12 protein-coding genes and 2 pseudogenes are annotated in these 17,746 nt (G+C 60.7%); 12 read left to right on the top strand and 2 right to left on the bottom strand.

Annotated features, from left to right (window positions below):
- Window positions 1–41: 41 nt before the first annotated feature.
- The 11 genes and pseudogenes from B0G77_RS27515 to B0G77_RS45335 all read left to right on the top strand — a co-directional run bounded on the left by B0G77_RS27515 (window position 42) and on the right by B0G77_RS45335 (window position 14,414).
- Complete coding sequence (locus B0G77_RS27515) at window positions 42–2,534, top strand: DUF3772 domain-containing protein (protein WP_133666894.1); 2,493 nt, start codon at window positions 42–44, stop codon at window positions 2,532–2,534.
- A 153-nt stretch (window positions 2,535–2,687) separates the two neighbouring features.
- Window positions 2,688–3,427: pseudogene (locus B0G77_RS27520) on the top strand (IS6 family transposase).
- Between the two features lie 831 nt (window positions 3,428–4,258).
- Window positions 4,259–4,510 carry a hypothetical protein gene (locus tag B0G77_RS27525; protein WP_133665135.1) on the top strand — a complete coding sequence of 84 codons (252 nt, stop codon included), beginning with the start codon at window positions 4,259–4,261 and terminating at the stop codon, window positions 4,508–4,510.
- A gap of 1,053 nt (window positions 4,511–5,563) precedes the next feature.
- Window positions 5,564–6,862: an ATP citrate lyase citrate-binding domain-containing protein gene (locus B0G77_RS27535; protein WP_133665136.1), complete on the top strand. Its 1,299-nt coding sequence runs from the start codon at window positions 5,564–5,566 to the stop codon at window positions 6,860–6,862.
- Between the two features lie 10 nt (window positions 6,863–6,872).
- Window positions 6,873–9,572: a CoA-binding protein gene (locus tag B0G77_RS27540; protein WP_133665137.1), complete on the top strand. Its 2,700-nt coding sequence runs from the start codon at window positions 6,873–6,875 to the stop codon at window positions 9,570–9,572.
- Between the two features lie 175 nt (window positions 9,573–9,747).
- Window positions 9,748–10,019 (top strand): annotated as a pseudogene (locus B0G77_RS27545) (citrate-proton symporter); the annotation flags it as partial.
- 250 nt (window positions 10,020–10,269) lie between these two features.
- Window positions 10,270–11,247, top strand: a complete 978-nt coding sequence (locus tag B0G77_RS27550) for an IS5 family transposase (RefSeq protein ID WP_133665138.1) — start codon at window positions 10,270–10,272, stop codon at window positions 11,245–11,247.
- Window positions 11,248–11,274: 27 nt separating this feature from the next.
- Window positions 11,275–11,910 carry a tyrosine-type recombinase/integrase gene (locus B0G77_RS27555; protein WP_208116506.1) on the top strand — a complete coding sequence of 212 codons (636 nt, stop codon included), beginning with the start codon at window positions 11,275–11,277 and terminating at the stop codon, window positions 11,908–11,910.
- A 131-nt stretch (window positions 11,911–12,041) separates the two neighbouring features.
- Window positions 12,042–12,836 carry a hypothetical protein gene (locus B0G77_RS27560; protein ID WP_133665140.1) on the top strand — a complete coding sequence of 265 codons (795 nt, stop codon included), beginning with the start codon at window positions 12,042–12,044 and terminating at the stop codon, window positions 12,834–12,836.
- Window positions 12,817–13,614 (top strand): IS21-like element helper ATPase IstB, encoded by a 798-nt coding sequence (gene istB / locus B0G77_RS27565; protein ID WP_133665141.1) that lies wholly within the window; start codon window positions 12,817–12,819, stop codon window positions 13,612–13,614. The genes B0G77_RS27560 and istB overlap by 20 nt, the downstream gene beginning before the upstream one ends.
- Before the next feature lie 11 nt (window positions 13,615–13,625).
- Window positions 13,626–14,414 (top strand): carbohydrate porin, encoded by a 789-nt coding sequence (locus tag B0G77_RS45335; protein WP_133666895.1) that lies wholly within the window; start codon window positions 13,626–13,628, stop codon window positions 14,412–14,414.
- A 46-nt stretch (window positions 14,415–14,460) separates the two neighbouring features.
- On the opposite strand, the gene B0G77_RS27575 is transcribed toward B0G77_RS45335, so the two are convergent.
- Window positions 14,461–15,591, bottom strand: a complete 1,131-nt coding sequence (locus B0G77_RS27575) for a VIT1/CCC1 transporter family protein (RefSeq protein WP_133665142.1) — start codon at window positions 15,589–15,591, stop codon at window positions 14,461–14,463.
- A gap of 194 nt (window positions 15,592–15,785) precedes the next feature.
- The gene (locus B0G77_RS43490) at window positions 15,786–15,935 is read right to left on the bottom strand and encodes a hypothetical protein (protein WP_166656287.1); all 150 of its coding nucleotides are present in this window, start codon (window positions 15,933–15,935) and stop codon (window positions 15,786–15,788) included.
- A gap of 180 nt (window positions 15,936–16,115) precedes the next feature.
- Here B0G77_RS43490 and B0G77_RS27580 point away from each other — a divergent pair, with 180 nt between their 5' ends.
- Window positions 16,116–17,363, top strand: a complete 1,248-nt coding sequence (locus B0G77_RS27580; RefSeq protein ID WP_133665143.1) for a divalent metal cation transporter — start codon at window positions 16,116–16,118, stop codon at window positions 17,361–17,363.
- The last annotated feature ends 383 nt before the right edge of the window (window positions 17,364–17,746 follow it).

Genomic DNA, 17,746 nt, shown 5'->3' on the forward strand with positions numbered 1-17,746 from the left:
CAGACCCATACACATCACCTGCCCTTGCCGGGTCCACCCTCATGCGCAAAGTACCGGACTTCGTCTTTCGTCTCGCCCTGCTGGCATTATTCAGCCTGTTTATCCCGACAGCGTGGGCAGCCGCTGCGTCGGAGGTCATTCCAATTGGGTCTCTGGGATCGCCTCAGGATGACACCGAGACTTTGACAGTTCTGGCAGAGCTGCAGACCCAGCAGGACCAGATGAAGCAGCGGGCATCGACGGCGACGAGCGACGCGCAATTCGTCGAGCTTCAGACAGCAATCCAGCAGCTTTCAGCCCGGGTGGACAACTTTCTGGCCACGTCACTGGTGCCCGGGCGCGCGAAATTGCAGGCCCAGCTTGACGTGCTCGGCCCTGCGCCGGCTTCGGGCACCAGTGTTGAGACGCCCGCAGTCGCGGAGCAGCGCCTTGCTATGGCGGCACAGCGGGCGCGGCTCAACGCCGAGATCGGGCAGGCGGAAAACATCAAGGCGAACCTGCCCAAACTGACTACCCAGATTGGGCGGCTCCAGCATGACCATCTGAAGAACCAGCTCGCTTTTCGCTCCGGCAGCATTCTGAGCCCTGCGTTCTGGGCCCCCCTCTTACAAGCTGAACCGACGGACCTTGAACGGCTGAAGGCATTCAATTCGCTGCTTACCGGCCAAGTGCAGTCGGCGTGGCAACCGGGCGAGCGACTCACGATCGTACTGATGCTGCTGCTCGCGCTCGGCACATGGACAGCAGGCGCCCATCTGCTCGAACAGGCACTGCTATGGTTCTGCCTGCACCGCCTTCCCGAGGGCCGTTTGCGACGCAGCGCAATCGCGCTGTCGACCACGCTCACCAGCGTGGCGGCCGCTGCATGCGCAGTCCGGCTCATCTATCTTGCCCTGACTCATCAGCAGCCACCCAACGCCAACCTGCAGGATTTCGCCAGCGAACTGATGACGCTTGCCCTGACCTGCTCAATGATCGCGGGGCTGGGTCGGGCGCTGCTGCGCAGTGACCGACCCTCGTGGCGCCTGATGGCCATAGCCGATCCGGTGGCGCGCGCCATCCAGCCATTCCCCCGGATACTTGCCGCCCTGCTCATGCTCTCCGGCACCGTGGAGCAGTTCAACAGAATAGTCGATACCAGTGTGCAGATGACCCTGCTCGGACGCGGAGTGGTCTCGCTGGTGGTCGCACTGACCTTCGGCGCGGCCCTGCTGCGGGCAAACCGCATGCGTAATGCGCTGGCCGCCGCAGCAGAACCGCCAGAGGCCCGTTCGACCGTCGCCGGATTGGTCCACGCCGGTGTCACGATCGCCGTCGTGGGCTCGCTGTTTTCGCTGCTGACTGGCTACGTTACGGTTGCACGATTCCTGACCTACGAACTCGTCTGGTTCCAGCTGGTCCTGTGCAGCTTCTACCTGCTGAGCAGGCTTACGCAGGACATCTGCGAAAACCTGTTTTCGCCGCGCCACGCCAGCGGGCAAACCATCAAGCAGCTATTCGGTCTCGACGACATTCACCTGGAACAGGCGTCGACCGTCATGTCAGCGCTCGGTCGCAGCCTGCTGCTGGCGGTCGCGGTCGTCGCGCTGCTGACCGGCGGCTTCGGCACCACTCCAGCAGACCTGGCCAGCAGCATCCTCGAAATTTTCGGCGGCAACCGGCTGCGCGGGCTGAACATCGTTCCGGATCACATCCTCAACGCGCTCCTCGCGCTGGGTGTTGGCCTGTACCTGCTTCGGTCCGTGCGCAAATGGCTGGATCACGAGTTCCTGCCCAAAACCGGTATGAGCGCCGGCATGCGAGCCACGCTCCTCGCGCTATTCGTCAACACGGGCCGCGTGCTGATCACACTGCTGACGCTGTCGATACTGGGTGTGCGGTGGACCAGCCTCGCATGGATCGTTAGCGCGCTGTCGGTTGGCATCGGCTTCGGGCTTCAGGAAATCGTCAAGAATTTCATCTCCGGGCTGATCCTGCTGACCGAGCGCCCGGTCAAGGTCGGGGATATCGTCAGTATTGCGGGCGTCGAGGGCGACATCCGCCGCATCAACGTTCGCGCTACCGAAATTCAGCTCGCCGACCGGTCCACGGTCATCGTCCCGAATTCCCACCTGATCTCGCAAAACGTGCGCAACGTGACGATGGGAAACCGGACGCAGGGTGTCGCGACTCTCACGCTCAGCTTCCCGCTCAACATCGATCCTGAACAGGTGCGCGAACTTCTGCTCGCTGCCTACCAGGCGCACCCGTCGATACTGGACCATCCGGCCCCATCGGTCATATTCAGTGAGCTCTCCGCCGACGGCATCACATTGAGTGTCACCGGCTATGTTCGCAGCCCAAGAATAGCAGGCGATACGAGGAGCGACCTGCTGTTCGACATTCTCAAGCGGTTGCGTGCGGCGGCCATTACGTTGGCGACACCGCAGACTGTGATTATTCGAGATCTGCGGGAAGCTGACACCTTCGTCCATGACCTCTCTCCTGAGCGGAAAGGCGTTGTCCGCACGGGAGGCGGATATGCGAACGTATAGGTAGAAAGATCCTCGCGACTACATGTGGACAAGGAGCCAGTCGGCGCCGGGGCCAATGCCGGGAGCTCAGCGCCAAGCATGCCGGCTATGCAGAACGGCGCGGTGTCGTCCGGGCTTTGTCACATTGCTGGAGCCGTGGCGTAAGAACTGGCGATGAAGAAAGTCAAATCGCTTTATCACGGTCATCGCTTTCCCGCGGTAGTCATCAGCTGCGCCGTGCGCTGGTATTTCAGGTTTCAACTCAGCCTCCGCGACATCGAGGAGCTGCTATTTGAGCGCGGGATTGTCGTCAGTTATGAAACGATCCGCCGCCGGTGCGACAAATTTGGCAACGGCTTCGCACATCTGGTCAAAGCTGCCCGTCGCAAGCCCGTTACCATATGGCACCTCGACGAAATGTACGTGACGCTGGGTGGCGAGCCGTACCTCTTTTATGGCGCGCTGTCGATCAGCACGGCATTGAACTGGACATACTGCTACAAAAGCGGCGCGACAAGACTGCAGCGAAGCGCTTCTTCAAACGCGTACTCACCTCATGTGGCGAAGTGCCACGCAAGATCGTCACCGATCAGTTGCGCAGTTATCCGGCCGCCAAAGCGGAGCTCCCCGAATTGGCAAACGTCAGGCACGTGTTCGTCAAAGCCAGCGCTCGGGTCAACAACCGAGCCGAGAATAGCCACCAGCCTACCCGAGAACGCGAGCGGCGCATGCGGGGCTTCCGTGTTCCTGACAGCACGCAGGCTTTCCTCTCGAACTTTGGTCCGATCCGACAACATTTCGCCCTGAAACGGCACCTCCTGCGTGCTTCGCTTTATCGCAAACACCTTGCCGCTCGCTTCATAGCCTGGCGCGACTTCACCGAAGTGGCCCAAAATCCGTCAACTGCCTTCTGAGCCAGGCCCACCTCCGCCAACAGTTTGCCTCACTACCGGTAAGTTGACAGCGCCTTCGAAAGACATCAGCGTTCGTCGGCAAAGGGTCGGAATGGCAGGTCGGTGTCGCCTGCCGTCCTCCCAACTGGAGCAAACTATCGTTCCAACTGGTCGTGGGCTCGAAGTCAGCAAAGCTGACATAGCCGCCGTTGGCCGATAGTCGTGCCAGCCGCAGCTATGGCCGATCAAGGAACGTTCGCCATCGCGAATTGAATGGCCGCTTCCTGGGTGGAAACGACGTCTGAATGTCAGAGCGGCGCCGCGGGCGAATGACGCTTCATGGCCGGGTGCTGCCCGACGCGGTCGGCAGAAGTCGACCCACAAGAGTCAGTCGCCGCGTATCGGCGAATGTCCGAAGGCGATCACATGAGAGTCAACTGGCGGGATTCGAAGCCTCCGCCTCAATCTTCCTTGCGCCCGTATGGTAATCGCGATCAACGATCATGTTGCCCCAAAGCGGCGAGTACAGATTGATAGCGCCCGAGCTACGTAGGGATAGACCTTAAAGAAAACCTGCCTTTGTGAAAGCCAACAGAAGGATTCAGCACACTAAGATCGTAGCGTCGATACGGAAGTGGCGGCAGAGCGCTGCCACAACCGATGCGCGCCTAATTCTGCTATCGCAAGTGTCATGAGGTAGAAATTCGCATACAGACCTCTCTCCATGGTGATCGATACAGTGTCGCAACGACACCCTATGAGCCGTGCAAAAAAGTGAGGTCCTCACGGCCTACTGTTTGTAGTTCTACGTAAATGTCTACATCAACGAGACAGAGGTTGAAGGAGACGGCGATGGATTCGGTGGACAGGTCTTCTTTGCGTTTGCTGATCGAAAAATGGCTTGGACCGACTCCGGCGACGCCGGTTCGGGTAAGCCGGTTCGGTCGCATACCCTCGAGTCGGCGACGCTATGTATACGTCGAGGCATTGCTGCCGGCAGGCGCGTTGGCAATTTATTTCTTCCTCCACGATGACGGTACATGGTGTGTATTTCCGCCTGCGGTGGAACGTCCGGCGATGAGCGTTTTACGGCTTGCAGCCTGATAGCGGTACCTGTTGGCGAAAGGCAAGCAACAACCCTTGGTTATGTATTGAATTTTTAACTCACTACTAGAGTGCAACCGCCTGATCGCTGCCGCACCGATCGAAGCTGACACTTCGCACTACATCGAGGGCGAGACTGTCGTGCTGGCAAAGACCGTTCCGTTCGGGCACAACGTCGCGCCGCGCATGACAGGGTGATCCGCTACCACGCACCAATTGGACACGTGAACGATCCCACCAATACGGGCAACAGAGGTCACAACTATGTCGTGCATTGAGGGATCGATCATGAATCGACCTGTTGCGGATCAACCGAGGCTGACAATGTCGTCGCGGTCGCGTATCTCGTCGAATGTGCACATTACGTCGCGCGCAAAATCGTCGCGCTGTTCAAGCCGCGCTTCGGCGACGCAGATTTCGACGTGGCGAACGCGCACCATGCGCGCCCGAGCAGCGGGAGTTCAAAACGAGCTGCAAATCCTTCGAGCCAATCGGGCCGGCGTGCCTGCCGGCCAGTGTCTACAACGAAATGCCTCATGAAATAGCACGCAGACGCATGGCGGCATGAACTGATCGCATCTGTTTGCGAGGCCGCTCGCTGCGGCATCGGTGCACGGACGCCGATGTGAATCGTCCTGGAAAGTGCATTGATAACGCTTGAACATCAAAGCTTCAAAAAATTGCACTTATCGCGTAGGCCCGTTTGCGTGAGTATCGGGACTCAGTATTCCAGAGAGATCGGAACGACAGTAGAACGCATCGGAGACAAGCACATGCACTCCCGGACGCCGCCCTTTCCACAGGTAGCAGCCTACAAAGCAGCCCACCTCCCTCCTTGTATAGCGGGCAGTGCAGTTTCGCGATCCAGTCGGTCTTCACGCATCGGATTTCATAGAGCGTACCCGAGCGCCGCATAGAGCGTGCGCCAACGACCGCGCATCTGTTCTGCGCATACGGCGCCCGATCAATGGCTCGGCCGGCGGCTTGCCAATACCGGCGCCACACGAGCCGTTTTCCTTTTTTATATCGCAATGAATTTCAGGAGACATTTCGATGCAAATTACCGGTATGTTGCACGGCGCGCGCCTGTTGCAATTCGTCGGATTCCCGGCGAGCGAGATACTGGCCCCGAGCGCCAGCGAGGACGAAATCAAGGCCTTGATCGATCGTCATGGTCAGATTTTTATCAAGCCAGTCTTCAAGGGCGGAGTCGGCAAGAAGGGGAAGGCGGGCTTACTGGGTCGCGCGACCGACCTCAAGACAGCGTTGGCCGAAAAGGAGCGTTTGTACTTCGCCGAGCATGCCGTCGGCCACGTGAAGGCGAAGGCGAATGGCGTGACGTTCGAAGCCGGCGTTCCGGCCAAACACGAGGTCTACTTCTCGATCACCGATTCCACCCGCTTTCGCGCACCGACCATGACGCTCTCGCACATGGGCGGCATGGACATCGAAGAGGTCGACCCGAAGCATGTGGCGATGGTGCCATTCGACGCGTTGACCGGTTTGAAGGCGTTCGTGGTTGCGAATGCATTGAGCGAGATCGGCGCGCCGAAGGAGATCATCTCGCCACTCGTTCAACAGTTGCCGAAACTCTGGGAGTTGTTTCACGACTTCGGCATGACCGCGCTGGAGTTGAATCCGATTCGCATGCGCGAAGACACGAAGGGACGCCTCACACCGGTTGCCTGCGACTTCAAGTGCGGCTTCGATCGCGACGATCCGCGCTGGGCGCGTCTCGGACTGCCGCCTCATCTGTTCGCGGCGGACTACTCCGATTTCGAGCAGGAGATCAATCAGCTGCGCACCCATCAGGGGCAGAGCGACGTGTATGTGATCAACGAGAAGGGAACGATCCTCGCCCCCACCTTCGGCGGAGGCGCCAACTCGCTCGTTACCGAGATGCTGGGCGACGCCGCGATCATCTCGTCGGATTTCGGCGGCAATCCGCCTTACGCAAAGATGAAGGAAGTGGCCCGTATCTGCTTCCGGCACTGGCTCGAGCAGGCGAATGTGCTTTTCATCATCGGCGGCAAGTCGAACAACACCGACATCTTCGAGACGCTGCGGGCGATGGCCGACGCCCTTCGCGAACACTTCAGCGAGCACGGCCCTACGCCGCTTTATGTCGTATTGGGCCGCGGAGGCCCGAACCTCGTGCGGGGCATGTCCGCGCTAAGAGACACATGTGACTCGCTCGGTCTGCCTTACCGGCTCTTCGGATTTGATTCCGACATCAGTGAAGTCATTCAATACGCACTGCAGGCGGACGCATGGATGCGGGCCGGTGGCCGGGCCGAGTTAGCCGCGCAGATCGGCGCGCCCGCGATGGAAACCGAAGCGGCTCAGGCCTGAGGAGATCGACATGTACAAGCAAGGCAGCAACCAGTTCAAGTATTTCGTCGGCGTCAACTCGCTCGCGCAGATCGCCACGCGCGACGATCGCGTGTGCGTACTCAACATCCTGGGCGGCGAATCCTCGGACGTGACGCCCGTCAGTCATGCATTCTCCGGCGGCAATATCGTGTTCGGCACGGCACCGGGCAAAGGCGGACAAGTACTCGCCACATCGATCGGCGACATCCCTGTCTACAACAACGTTCGCGAGGGTCTGGAAGCGGGACACAGGTTCAACTGCGGCGTCGTGTATCTGCCTCCATCGGCGGCCCGCGACGGTGTGGCCGAACTGATTCGCGTCAATCCCGACCTGCGGAAGATTTTCATCATCACCGAGAAGATTGCGGTTCACGACGCTCGCGAAATCCGCGCGATGGGGCAGCAAGCGGGCATCGACATCTTCGGGGCGAACGGGCTCGGCGTCGCCGACTCGTGGAATCGCGTGAGAATCGGCGGAGCGCTTGGCGGCGACAATCCAGACGATTCGTTGCGCAAGGGATCGGTCGCGATCTTCTCCAACTCCGGCGGCTTCAGCACGACGATCGCACAGTACCTGCGCATGAGCGGCTGGGGCACATCGACGGTCATTTCCAGCGGCAAGGACGTCTACATCCACTACGCCGCGCCCGAATTCGCCTTCGCGCTCGCGAACGACGCACGTAGCAAGGCGGCCGTGCTTTACTGCGAACCGGGTGGCTACTACGAGGCCGATGCGGCTTTTACGAAACCGGTCGTCGCCTGCGTCGTGGGTCGATGGAAGAGCCGGTTGACGCGGGCAGTCGGCCATGCCGGCGCGATGGCCGGCGGCGCCGACGACGCGAAAGCCAAGGAACGCTGGTTCATGGAGAAGTTCGGCGTGGAGGGCCTCTTCACGCCCGACGATCCCTGCTGCTCCGCCAAGGGCGCCGTGGTCACGAACATTGCGCATATCCCGGCGGCCCTGACTGCCGTGATGCGCGCCAACGCGACGATAGCCGACTTCGAGCCCGAAGGCAGTCTCGCGCTCAAGCCGTGGTTCGGCTCCAACCAGGGCATCGAGCTTCCTTCCGGCCTTGCGATTCCCGTGGTGGAAGCGGTCGTGCCATACAACGAGCAGGTCCTCCAGGTGAATCGCCAGGTCGGCGCGATTGCACCGCGTCAGGCGCTCAAGGACGCATCAGGCGCTTCACAGATGGATGCGAAGACGCAGGTGAGCAGCCTGCACGGAACCTCGATGCTGGAAGCCGCGACGCGCTCGCTCGAAGCGAACGTGAGCCTTGCCCTGCTGCACGAATTCGGTGGCGCGAACGACGAAAATCTCATCGATGTAGCGGTCGCCGCATTCGTGAATCTGCACGGCAAGCCTGAACTCGCGGCCGCGCAGGCCGCTCGCGAGGCCGGTAACGCACCGAATGCGATCCTCGCGACCGCGGCGTCGATCGTCGGGCCGAATTGCCAGCGCGCGGCGCGGGAGGCCGTGAAATGGATGATCGATCGCTTCTCCGCTGCCAGCCTTGCCAACGCGCTCGACGAGACCTTAGACATCGCCCGGATCGACACGAGCGGCTGCGAACCGCTCTTCGCCGACTCGCGCGACCCGCGTGCCGAGGCAATGCTCGCAGGACTCGCCGAGCGTGGCGTGAAGTCGGCCTTCGTCAGCTGGCTCACGTCTCAGCCCGCTCACCCTACGGCAGACGCCGTGCTGGCCGCGATCACCACGACACTGGCGTGGGGCCCGCTCATGCGCAAGCGCATCTCGCGCGTGACTGCCGAGAGCCTGCCCTGGTGGACCATGCTGTTCGGGACGCTGATCGGCGCTTCCGCGGATGCATCGCGACACAGTCCAGACGGCTTCTGCGGCTTTGCCACGCAAGAGCTGCTGAACGAACGCAGTCTCACTGAAATCTGCTTTGCCGCGCTGCTCAACCTCAAGCCTGGCCCGGATGACCTGTTCGCCTTCAGGACGCTCGCCGGCCTGCTGCTCACCAACGGCCCGGGAGCCATATCGGCGCAGGGGGCAAAGGGCGCGGTATCGGCCGACGGTCCGGAAAGTCCCGAGCGCGTGCAACTCAACAAGGCGCTCGTCGGCTTTCTTTCGCATACCGGCTATACGCACGGCGGCAACGGTTACGAGGGCATCGCGTTTCTGATCGAAGCCTTCAGGGACAGCGAACTCGCCGATCCCTCCAATGCCGGGCATGGCGTGGATCTGCGATCGCTGGCCGAGCGCTCCGTAGACCGGTACGCGCAATACAAGGCTCGGCAGAAAAATGCCGGCAGCCTCGACATCGCGAAGCTTCCGGGCGTGAATCATCCAGTCTTCAAGGACAGGCCGGTCAACCACGACCCGCGCGAGGTGTTCATCGCGGACCTGTGCGAAAAGCGTGGGGAATACAACGTGTTCCATGCGTTCTATCGCGAGCTCGTGCAGGCGCTGTTCGATGGGGGCGTCTCACGCAACGTCTATTGCGTCAATGTCGATGCCGTGATCGCCGCCCTGCTGCTGAAGATGCTGTGGCAGCCACTGCGGCGCGGAGAATTCGCCGAGTCCGAGCTGGAAACGGCCGCGTTCACGATCTTCCTTTATCCGCGCATGCTCGGCTGCGCGGCGGAAATCGACGATCACCTCAACCGCGGTCGCAACATGGATACGCGCACGCCAGCCTCTCAGTGCCGCTTCGTGGCGTGATCGGATTCCGCGCCGGCTGCGGGGCAAGCCGCTCGGGCCGGCTTCCCCGCGTCGATTGATAACCAGAGAACATCAATCGTTCCGAAGGTTGCACTTATCGTTTCGCGGCGTTCGGGCGAATATTCCAGCCAACAACAATCCGCCGAAGCGGCGCGACTTCAAAATTTCAGGAGACATCTCGAAGCAACCCTCAGCCTCCACCCTGCCCCTCGGGCAATCCAGGAGCTCCGCCGTTCTTCGTGTGACGGCCGGAAATTCCTGGAGCAGTTCGACTTCTTCCTGTTCGGCTTCTATGCGACGCAGATCGCCGCTGTCTTCTTCCCGGCGGACAGCGAGTCCGCATCGCTGATGATGACCTTCGCGGTCTTCGGTGCCGGCTTTCAGATGCGGCCCCTCGGCGCGGTGATTCTCGGCGCCTACATCGACGACGTCGGCCGCCGCAAGGGAGAGGGTAGCCCCACTGCCTCTCGACAGCAGGGCCCCCGAAGGTAGGGTCGAGAACTGGCGCGCGCACCGGTAGGCGCCGGTGGTGATTCCACCGCTTTCGCGATGGCCCGCAATCCGGCAACCATGGTCACGTTTCCAACTCCCGCCACGTCGAACGCAGCGGGCCGGTTTCCGACACTACGCTCTCCTGTGTGCTTCAGGCTACGCTGAAAAAGGTCAACGGCATTGGGCGTTCAATCGTTAGATGTGCATGAAACAACAGACCCTTGCGATGGCGGCCGATCAAGGCGCCGGATTTGAACAGTACCGTCGGCCAACCAAACGCGATGTGTTCCTTGAGACGATGGAGCAGATCGTGCCGTGGGCGCAACTGTGCGAGGTTGTCGAGCCGTACTATCCGAAGGGTCAAGGCGGTCGCCCGCCAGTGGGTCTGGAGCGCATGCTGCGCATGCACTTTGTGCAGCACTGGTTCAGCCTGGCCGACGAAGCCTGCGAGGAAGCGCTGCTGGATAGCACCGCGTTGCGGCGATTCGTCGGGATTGACCTGGGGCGCGAGCGCGTTCCTGATGGTACGACGCTCTTGAAGTTCCGGCGGCTGCTGGAGCGCAACAAGCTCGGCGAGCAATTGTTCGCCAGGGTCGGCGAGGTACTGCAAGGGCGCGGACTGAAGGTAGGCACCGGCACGATTGTGGATGCCACCATCATCGGTGCGCCCAGTTCCACAAAGAATGCGGACAAGGCGCGAGACCCCGAAATGCATCAGACGAGGAAGGGCCAGCAGTGGTACTTCGGCATGAAGTTGCACATCGGTGTGGATAGCCAGACGGCTCTGGCACACAGCGCGGTAGTGACGGCGGCGAACGTGCATGACAAGCATCCGCTGCCGGCGCTGCTGCACGGCGACGAGCGGCGTGTGTACGGTGACAGCGCCTATGCGAGCCAGAAGGAACTCATCGCCAGCAAGGCGCCGAAAGCGAAGGACTTCACCAACCAGCGTGTGCGCAATCGCGGTGGTGAAGTCGATGAAGCCAAGCGCTCGAAAAACCGCAACAAGTCGAAGATTCGTGCCCGGGTCGAACACGTCTTTGCGGTGGTCAAGCGGCTGTGGGGCTTCGGCAAGGTGCGCTATCGCGGCCTCGCGAAGAACGCCACGCGCGCCTTTACTGCACTCGCGCTGGCCAACCTCTACATGAGCCGCACGCGGCTGATGGCACAGGTGCGTCCATAAGCAGCCAAAGTGGGTCGAGAGACCCGCTTGCAAGGCCCTTCAGGGCCAGGAAATCGAACCAGTAGCGTCGCTGATCTCGCGTTCCGAAATTCAGCATCAAGCTGTCGGCGAAAACGATGGCTTCTTCAGCGTAGCCTTAACTCAGGAGCGCGTGCAAGCGAAGTTGCGCAGCTCAAGATTGGCGACATTGACTGGCACACGCGTTCGGTCAGCATCGTCGGCAAGGGGAATAAACATCGCCGGTGCCCGCTCTGGAAATCCACGCTCGATGCGTTGCGCTTACAGTCCGGGGGAAGGGACGCCGCCGCGCCGGTGTTCCTCAACCGGTTCCACCAGACGATGACGCGCTCCGGCATTCATGCACTCGTCAAGCGCTGCGCTACCCGCGCTGCAGCCAACGCGCCGTCACTTGCCGGCAAGAATGTGCACCCACATGTGATTCGGCATACAACCGCCTCGCTACTACTCCAGGCCGGTGTCGACATCAATACGATACGCGGCTGGCTTGGGCACGTTTCGTTGGAGACGACCAATATCTACGCCGAGATCAATCTGGAAACAAAGGCGCGGGCGCTGGCGATATGCGAAGTCGAAGGGGGTGCCGAAGGACAAAAGCAATGGCGGGATCAGCCCGACCTGACGGCCTTCCTCCGCACCTTGTAACCGAATAATATGTGCTGCTCGCTTTCCACAAAGGCGCTGCCTTGGCCTAGTTCGTTATCGAGCAGCACATATTTTTTACCACACCATACTCGTTTTTATGGCCTCGAGGCCATAACAACGAGAAAGGCCGGGTGGAAAACGGCGTGGGATACGTCAAAAAAAATCTCCTCAACGGGCTTGAGCTCCCCGAGTTCAGTGCGATCAACCCCGCGGCCCGAATCTGGCTCGATACCATCGCGAACGTGCGCATCCACGGGGAGACGCACCAGCGCCCCGTCGATCTGTTCGCCGCCGAACAGGCCCATCTGAAGCCGCTCAATCCGTCAGCGTATGACGTTGCCCGCATTGTGACGGTGCGCGCGAGCAGTCAGTTTCGCGTGGCGCTGGACACCAACCACTACTCCGTGCCGGCGCGCTATGCGAATACCCGCGTGACGCTCAAGGCGTGGCCCGATCGGGTGTGCATCTACCACGACAGCCTGCTGATCGCCCGCCATGTGCGCAGCTACGATCGCCATCAGGATATCGAGGACCCCGAACATCCGAAGGCCCTGCTCGCGCAACGCCGCAGCGCCCGCGAACAGCGGCTCATGCTGCGCTTCCTGAGTCTTGGTCCTCACGCCCAGGCCTATTGCGAAGGGCTCGAGCAACGGCGTACCAATGCGCGGCAGCACATGCGCAAGATCATCGCGTTGAGCGAGATTTACGGCGTCGAGGCCGTCGCGCGCGCCCTGCAGGATGGCCTGACGTTCCGCGCCTTCAGTTGCGAGTACATCGCCAACATCCTCGAAATGAAAGCGCGGCCCCTGGCGGAGCCCGGCGCACTGCACCTGCTCCGCCATCAGGATCTGCTGGACATCGAACTGGCGCAACCGGATCTCTCGCGCTACGGACCGGAGGACCCCCATGACGAAAACGGAACCTAACACCTCCGTGCACGAGAGCGAAGCCGCCACCGATCCGTTACGCACCCAGCTCGCGGGAATGCACATGAGCTACGTGCTGCAACATTACGAGGACGTGGCCACTGAAGCGGCGGCCCAGCACTGGTCGCATGTCGACTATCTTGCCCACCTGATCGAAGGTGAAGCGCAGCGGCGCGAGGATCGCAGCATCGCCCGGCGGGTCGCACTCGCCCGGTTCCCGGTGCTCAAGACGCTCGATCAGTTCGAATGGAACTGGCCCAGCAAGATCAACCGCCTGCAGATCCAGAACCTGTTTCGCCTGAACTTCATCGAGGAGCGGGCCAACGTGATCTTCCTCGGTGGCGTCGGGTTGGGCAAAACCCATCTGAGCATTGCACTCGGCCATACCGCCTGTCTGCGCGGCCATTCGGTGCTGTTCGCCACGGCGATAGATATCATCAACTCGTTGAATGCCGCATACGCGCATGGCGGGCTTAAACGCGAACTGCGCCGCTACGTCAAGCCGCGTGTATTGATCGTGGACGAACTCGGATATTTGCCCGTCGACAAACAGGGCGCCGACGCGCTGTTCCAGATCATTAGCCAGCGCTACGAGCACGGCCCGACCATCATCAGTTCAAATCGCGCGTTCAAGCACTGGGCAGAGATATTCAATCACGACAGCACACTGACCTCCGCGCTGCTCGACCGGCTTCTGCATCATGCCGAGACCGTCGTCATCGAAGGCAAAAGCTACCGCATGAAAGACCAGGACGGCACCGATCCCGCTACCCTGTGAGCGCCTTCGCCATGGTGAGTTTCAAACCGTCCGTTTTAGACGAAATTCACGCCGCTGCTAACAGGAGTGACCAGCAACAGCGAAAAGAGCGCGTCGTGCTGGACTGCAAAGCCCATCAACGCCGCTTGCACATTGTCCAACGTTGCTTCGAGCATTCTAGTTTGCCCTCGTTCTATGGCTTGGAAAGGTCGCGGGTCCTGTCGCAGCAAAGCCTGTTGTTTCTCAGTGACAATTCCCTCAGCGCCAACTTCCGCGAATCGTCCCTCCGGGTGAAAGCGCTGAACCGGCGAAATCTGGTACAGGCTCAGCACCCTGCCTTCAAGAATGGTATCGCGCAGAGCCATCGCGGCAACTACAGCTTCTACGCGGTTGCCGACCAGATGGTCTGGCGCCCGAGCGCTGACAGCCCGCAATCGGTCGGCGTGTTTGCCAGAATTATGGGCGCGCCTGGCGACCGCAATCTGGTCGACCTTGGGGTGAACGCCGGGGTGACGCTGAAGGCGCCGTTCAAGGGGCGCGACAACGATGTCGTCGGGCTGGCCGTGGGCTACGCACATATCGGCTCACATGCACAGGACCTGGCGAGCGACACCGCTTCCTATACGCCGGGTTACCCGTCGCGCAGCGCGGAGACCATCATAGAGGCGACCTACCAGTATCAGGTCGCACCATGGTGGCAGTTGCAGGCGGACTTCCAGTACGCGTTCCGGCCGGCCGGCGGCATTCCGAATCCGGGCAACCCGTCCCAGCGGGTCGGCGACGAAGCTGTCGTGGGTATGCGGACGACAATCGCATTCTGAGCTTCCTTGACCAACTCGCCCCGGCTCGGGCGAGTTGACTGATGCACTAGGACATGGATACCCCAAGCAGTGCACCGACACCATAGGTGAAGGCGGCAGCGACACAGCCAATGACGACCTGCCGGGTGGCGGAAAACAAAGGTGTCCGGCCGTTAAAAAGCGAAGTGACCACACCAATGATGGCCAGCCCAAGCCCACTGAGTCCGATGCTGGTCGCAATGGCAACCAGGCCATGAGACCAGAAAAACGGCATGGCTGGAAATATCGCGCCCAGTGCGAAGAGGCCGAAGGACGTGCCGGCCGCACTCCATGGATTTCCCCCGAGTTCGTCCGGGTCAATGCCCAACTCTTCGCGCGTCAGCGTATCGAGTGCCTTGTCATGGTTGCGCATTAACTGTTCGGCGACGCGGTGGGCCTCGTCCTTGTCGAGGCCTTTCGCCTGATAGATAAGTGCCAGTTCGCGCTGCTCAGCCTCGGGTGTGTGCTCGAGCTCCTCGGCTTCACGGGCGATTTGAGTCTGCGCGAGCTCTCGCGCATTCGTCACCGAAAGCCATTCGCCAAGTGCCATGGAACAGGCTCCGGCGATGAGTCCGGCGACGCTGGTAAGCAGAATGACCTTGTTGGACGACCCGGCCCCCGCGACGCCCATGATGAGACAGAAGTTTGACACCAGGCCATCATTGGCGCCGAGCACGGCGGCCCGCAAATCATTCCCTGAAGCGCCGCGATGCCACGACTCTGCCCGGGCGATTTCAGCACCGGTCACGCCTCCTGGGTGACCTCCCTGTGCGGCCGCCGCGACGACTGCCGCATGGCTGTGTTCATCGGCGGACAGGCCCTCTGAATCAGGCTGGTTCGCGTATTTGTTGCGGTCCGCAAACTCAGCGGCAGCCAGAGCGGGAAGGACGAAGCGAGGGCCAAACCGGCGTATGAGCATACGCAGCGTCTTCGTCTTGAACGAGGGTTTCGCCGTTGAGGCGTGGATGCCACGCGCCTGAAGCTTGGAGCGCCATAACTCCGCATGTTCACGTTCCGCCTGAGCCAGCTGACGGAACACGTCGCCTCGGGCTTCATTCTGCTCTGCTGCCGCAAGTTCGTCGTAGAGTGCCGCACCGTCGAGTTCATCCCGCAGGTTGGCACGGAATCGTTTGACGTCTGATTTGTGGGATTGAGTCATGAGCGCCGTGGTCCGAAGAGTGAACGCGCGAGTGTAGGTGGTTTCCCATGACAAAAATATAAAGGCCCCACGCCCCGCTTTTATTGCGAACGACAAGGGCTCTCATTCTCGATTACGCGGCGTCCCTCAGCGCCGTATAACGGCCAGTGTGCCTTGTTCCGCGTGTGCCATCTGGCACATACTGCGTCGGAACGTTATGAGTGCTCCAACTGATAACCGTCCGCGTCCTCCGCGACGCGTTCGTCGACGCCTCGCTCTGGGGGTTGCCTGAGATTCCAGATTCCCCAGATTGCAATCAGCAGGCCCAGACCAAAGCCACAGCCCAACAGGATGTACGTGTCCATTTCAAATTCCTGTAAATCTCGTTGCTGCGCTGGTTAACGCATCAGTGCACTAGCGGTAGCGACAGCGTGCCTCGTTGCCCGGCCGTGGAATGTCTTTGCTGGGTTGGGCACGTCAGCTGACCGTGCGCGGCACGCTACAATCAGACAGCCAAATACTACCTTCGCTTCCTTTCAGAACGCATGACTGGTTCCTCGCTTCTCAAACCGAAGGTCTCGCCCAGTCTGCGCTGGGTTGCTTTATGGGGACCTGGACTGCTCGTCATGCTCGCCGACTGCGATGCTGGGAATGTCGTCACGGCGGCGCAGGCCGGCGCGCAATGGGGCCTTCAACTGCTGCTGGTGCTGCTTGCACTCATCCCCCTGCTGTACATGGTCCAGGAGCTCACGGTCCGGCTCGGCATTTTCACCGGGCGAGGCCACGGCGAACTCATCCGCTCGAACTTCGGTCCGCTGTGGGCATGGGTATCGGCAATCGGACTGGTCGTTGCCGTACTCGGCTCACTCGTGACCGAATTCACAGGTGTCGCTGGTATAGGTGAGATGTATGGGGTTTCGCGCTCCGTTACATTGCCGCTTGCCGTCGTTGCCCTGATAGCCGTCGTGCTCACCGGCTCGCATAAGCGCGTAGACAAGGCTGCAATCGTCATTGGTGCCTTCGAATTGACGTTTTTCATTGTTGCGTGGAAGGCGCGTCCGCACATCCACGACCTGTTCGGGCAGTTAACCAATCTCCCGCTTGGCAATCGCCAGTTTGGATACCTTGCAGCGGCGCTCATTGGGGCAACGTTCAATCCATGGATGGTCTTTTACCAGCAGGCGGCAGTGGCAGATAAAAGGCTGACTCCGCGACACTACACATCGGCTCGGGTCGAAACGGCCGTTGGGGCGGTCCTTACGCAGCTGCTGACGGCAGCGGTTCTTGTCGCTGCCGCAGCAACGCTATCGGGTAATGGTCAACACCGCGCTTTACAAGGCGTGGGCGAAATCAGTACTGCCCTTGCAACAGTAGTCGGTCCACGTGCGGGAGGCGTTCTCTTCAGTGCCGGCGTTCTTGGCGCCTCGATGGTGGCCGCTATTGTCTGCTCGCTGTCGCTGGCGTGGGGGCTAGGTGAAGTGGCGGGATACAGGCGGTCACTTGAAGACCGGCCGGCGAGCGCACCGTGGTTCTATGGGGTTTATGTGATTTCGGTCGCCGTCAGTGCATATCTCGTCTGGCTGGCGCCGAACCTCGTATCGTTGAATGTCGGTGCGCAGGTGGTCAACGCGCTGATGCTGCCACTTGTAGTTGGGTTGCTTATCGCGCTCAGCGTCACTGCGCTGCCTCGTCAGCATCGTCCTCGCGGAGTTTACTTTTGGCTTGTCTCCGGCATAGCAACGGCGGTATGTGTCGCCGGCCTTCTTGGCGCCGGCCTTGGTTTTTTCTCGTGAAAAGTTCCCGACCGTGTCACTAGACGCATCCGCTTCGGCGACAAAGCGCGCGCTTACGTACACGCGGACTATTCAACAACGACTGTAACTCCCAGGCGATATCCGACGATGGTTGACTTTCCTGATTGGGTGGCGGTCACCGCCCTCAACGGCAGGGTATGGCTGCACAGCCCAGGTTGTTGTATGCCTTGAATGCGAAGCGTACGATAATACGGTATATATTGTTTTGAAGGATGCCGAAAGCGTCGGGCTCGACGGTCGGAACACCCGGAGCCAGGTGCCAGGCGAAACCAGTTGAAGCTCGAGGTCGGAGTGGCAACCAAACAAATTTTTGGGACCCGACACCGCCGGCCACCAACGATTAGTTCACAGGTCGCGTCGGC

The sequence above is a fragment of the Paraburkholderia sp. BL10I2N1 genome, from assembly GCF_004361815.1.
In the GTDB taxonomy this organism is placed as follows: domain Bacteria; phylum Pseudomonadota; class Gammaproteobacteria; order Burkholderiales; family Burkholderiaceae; genus Paraburkholderia.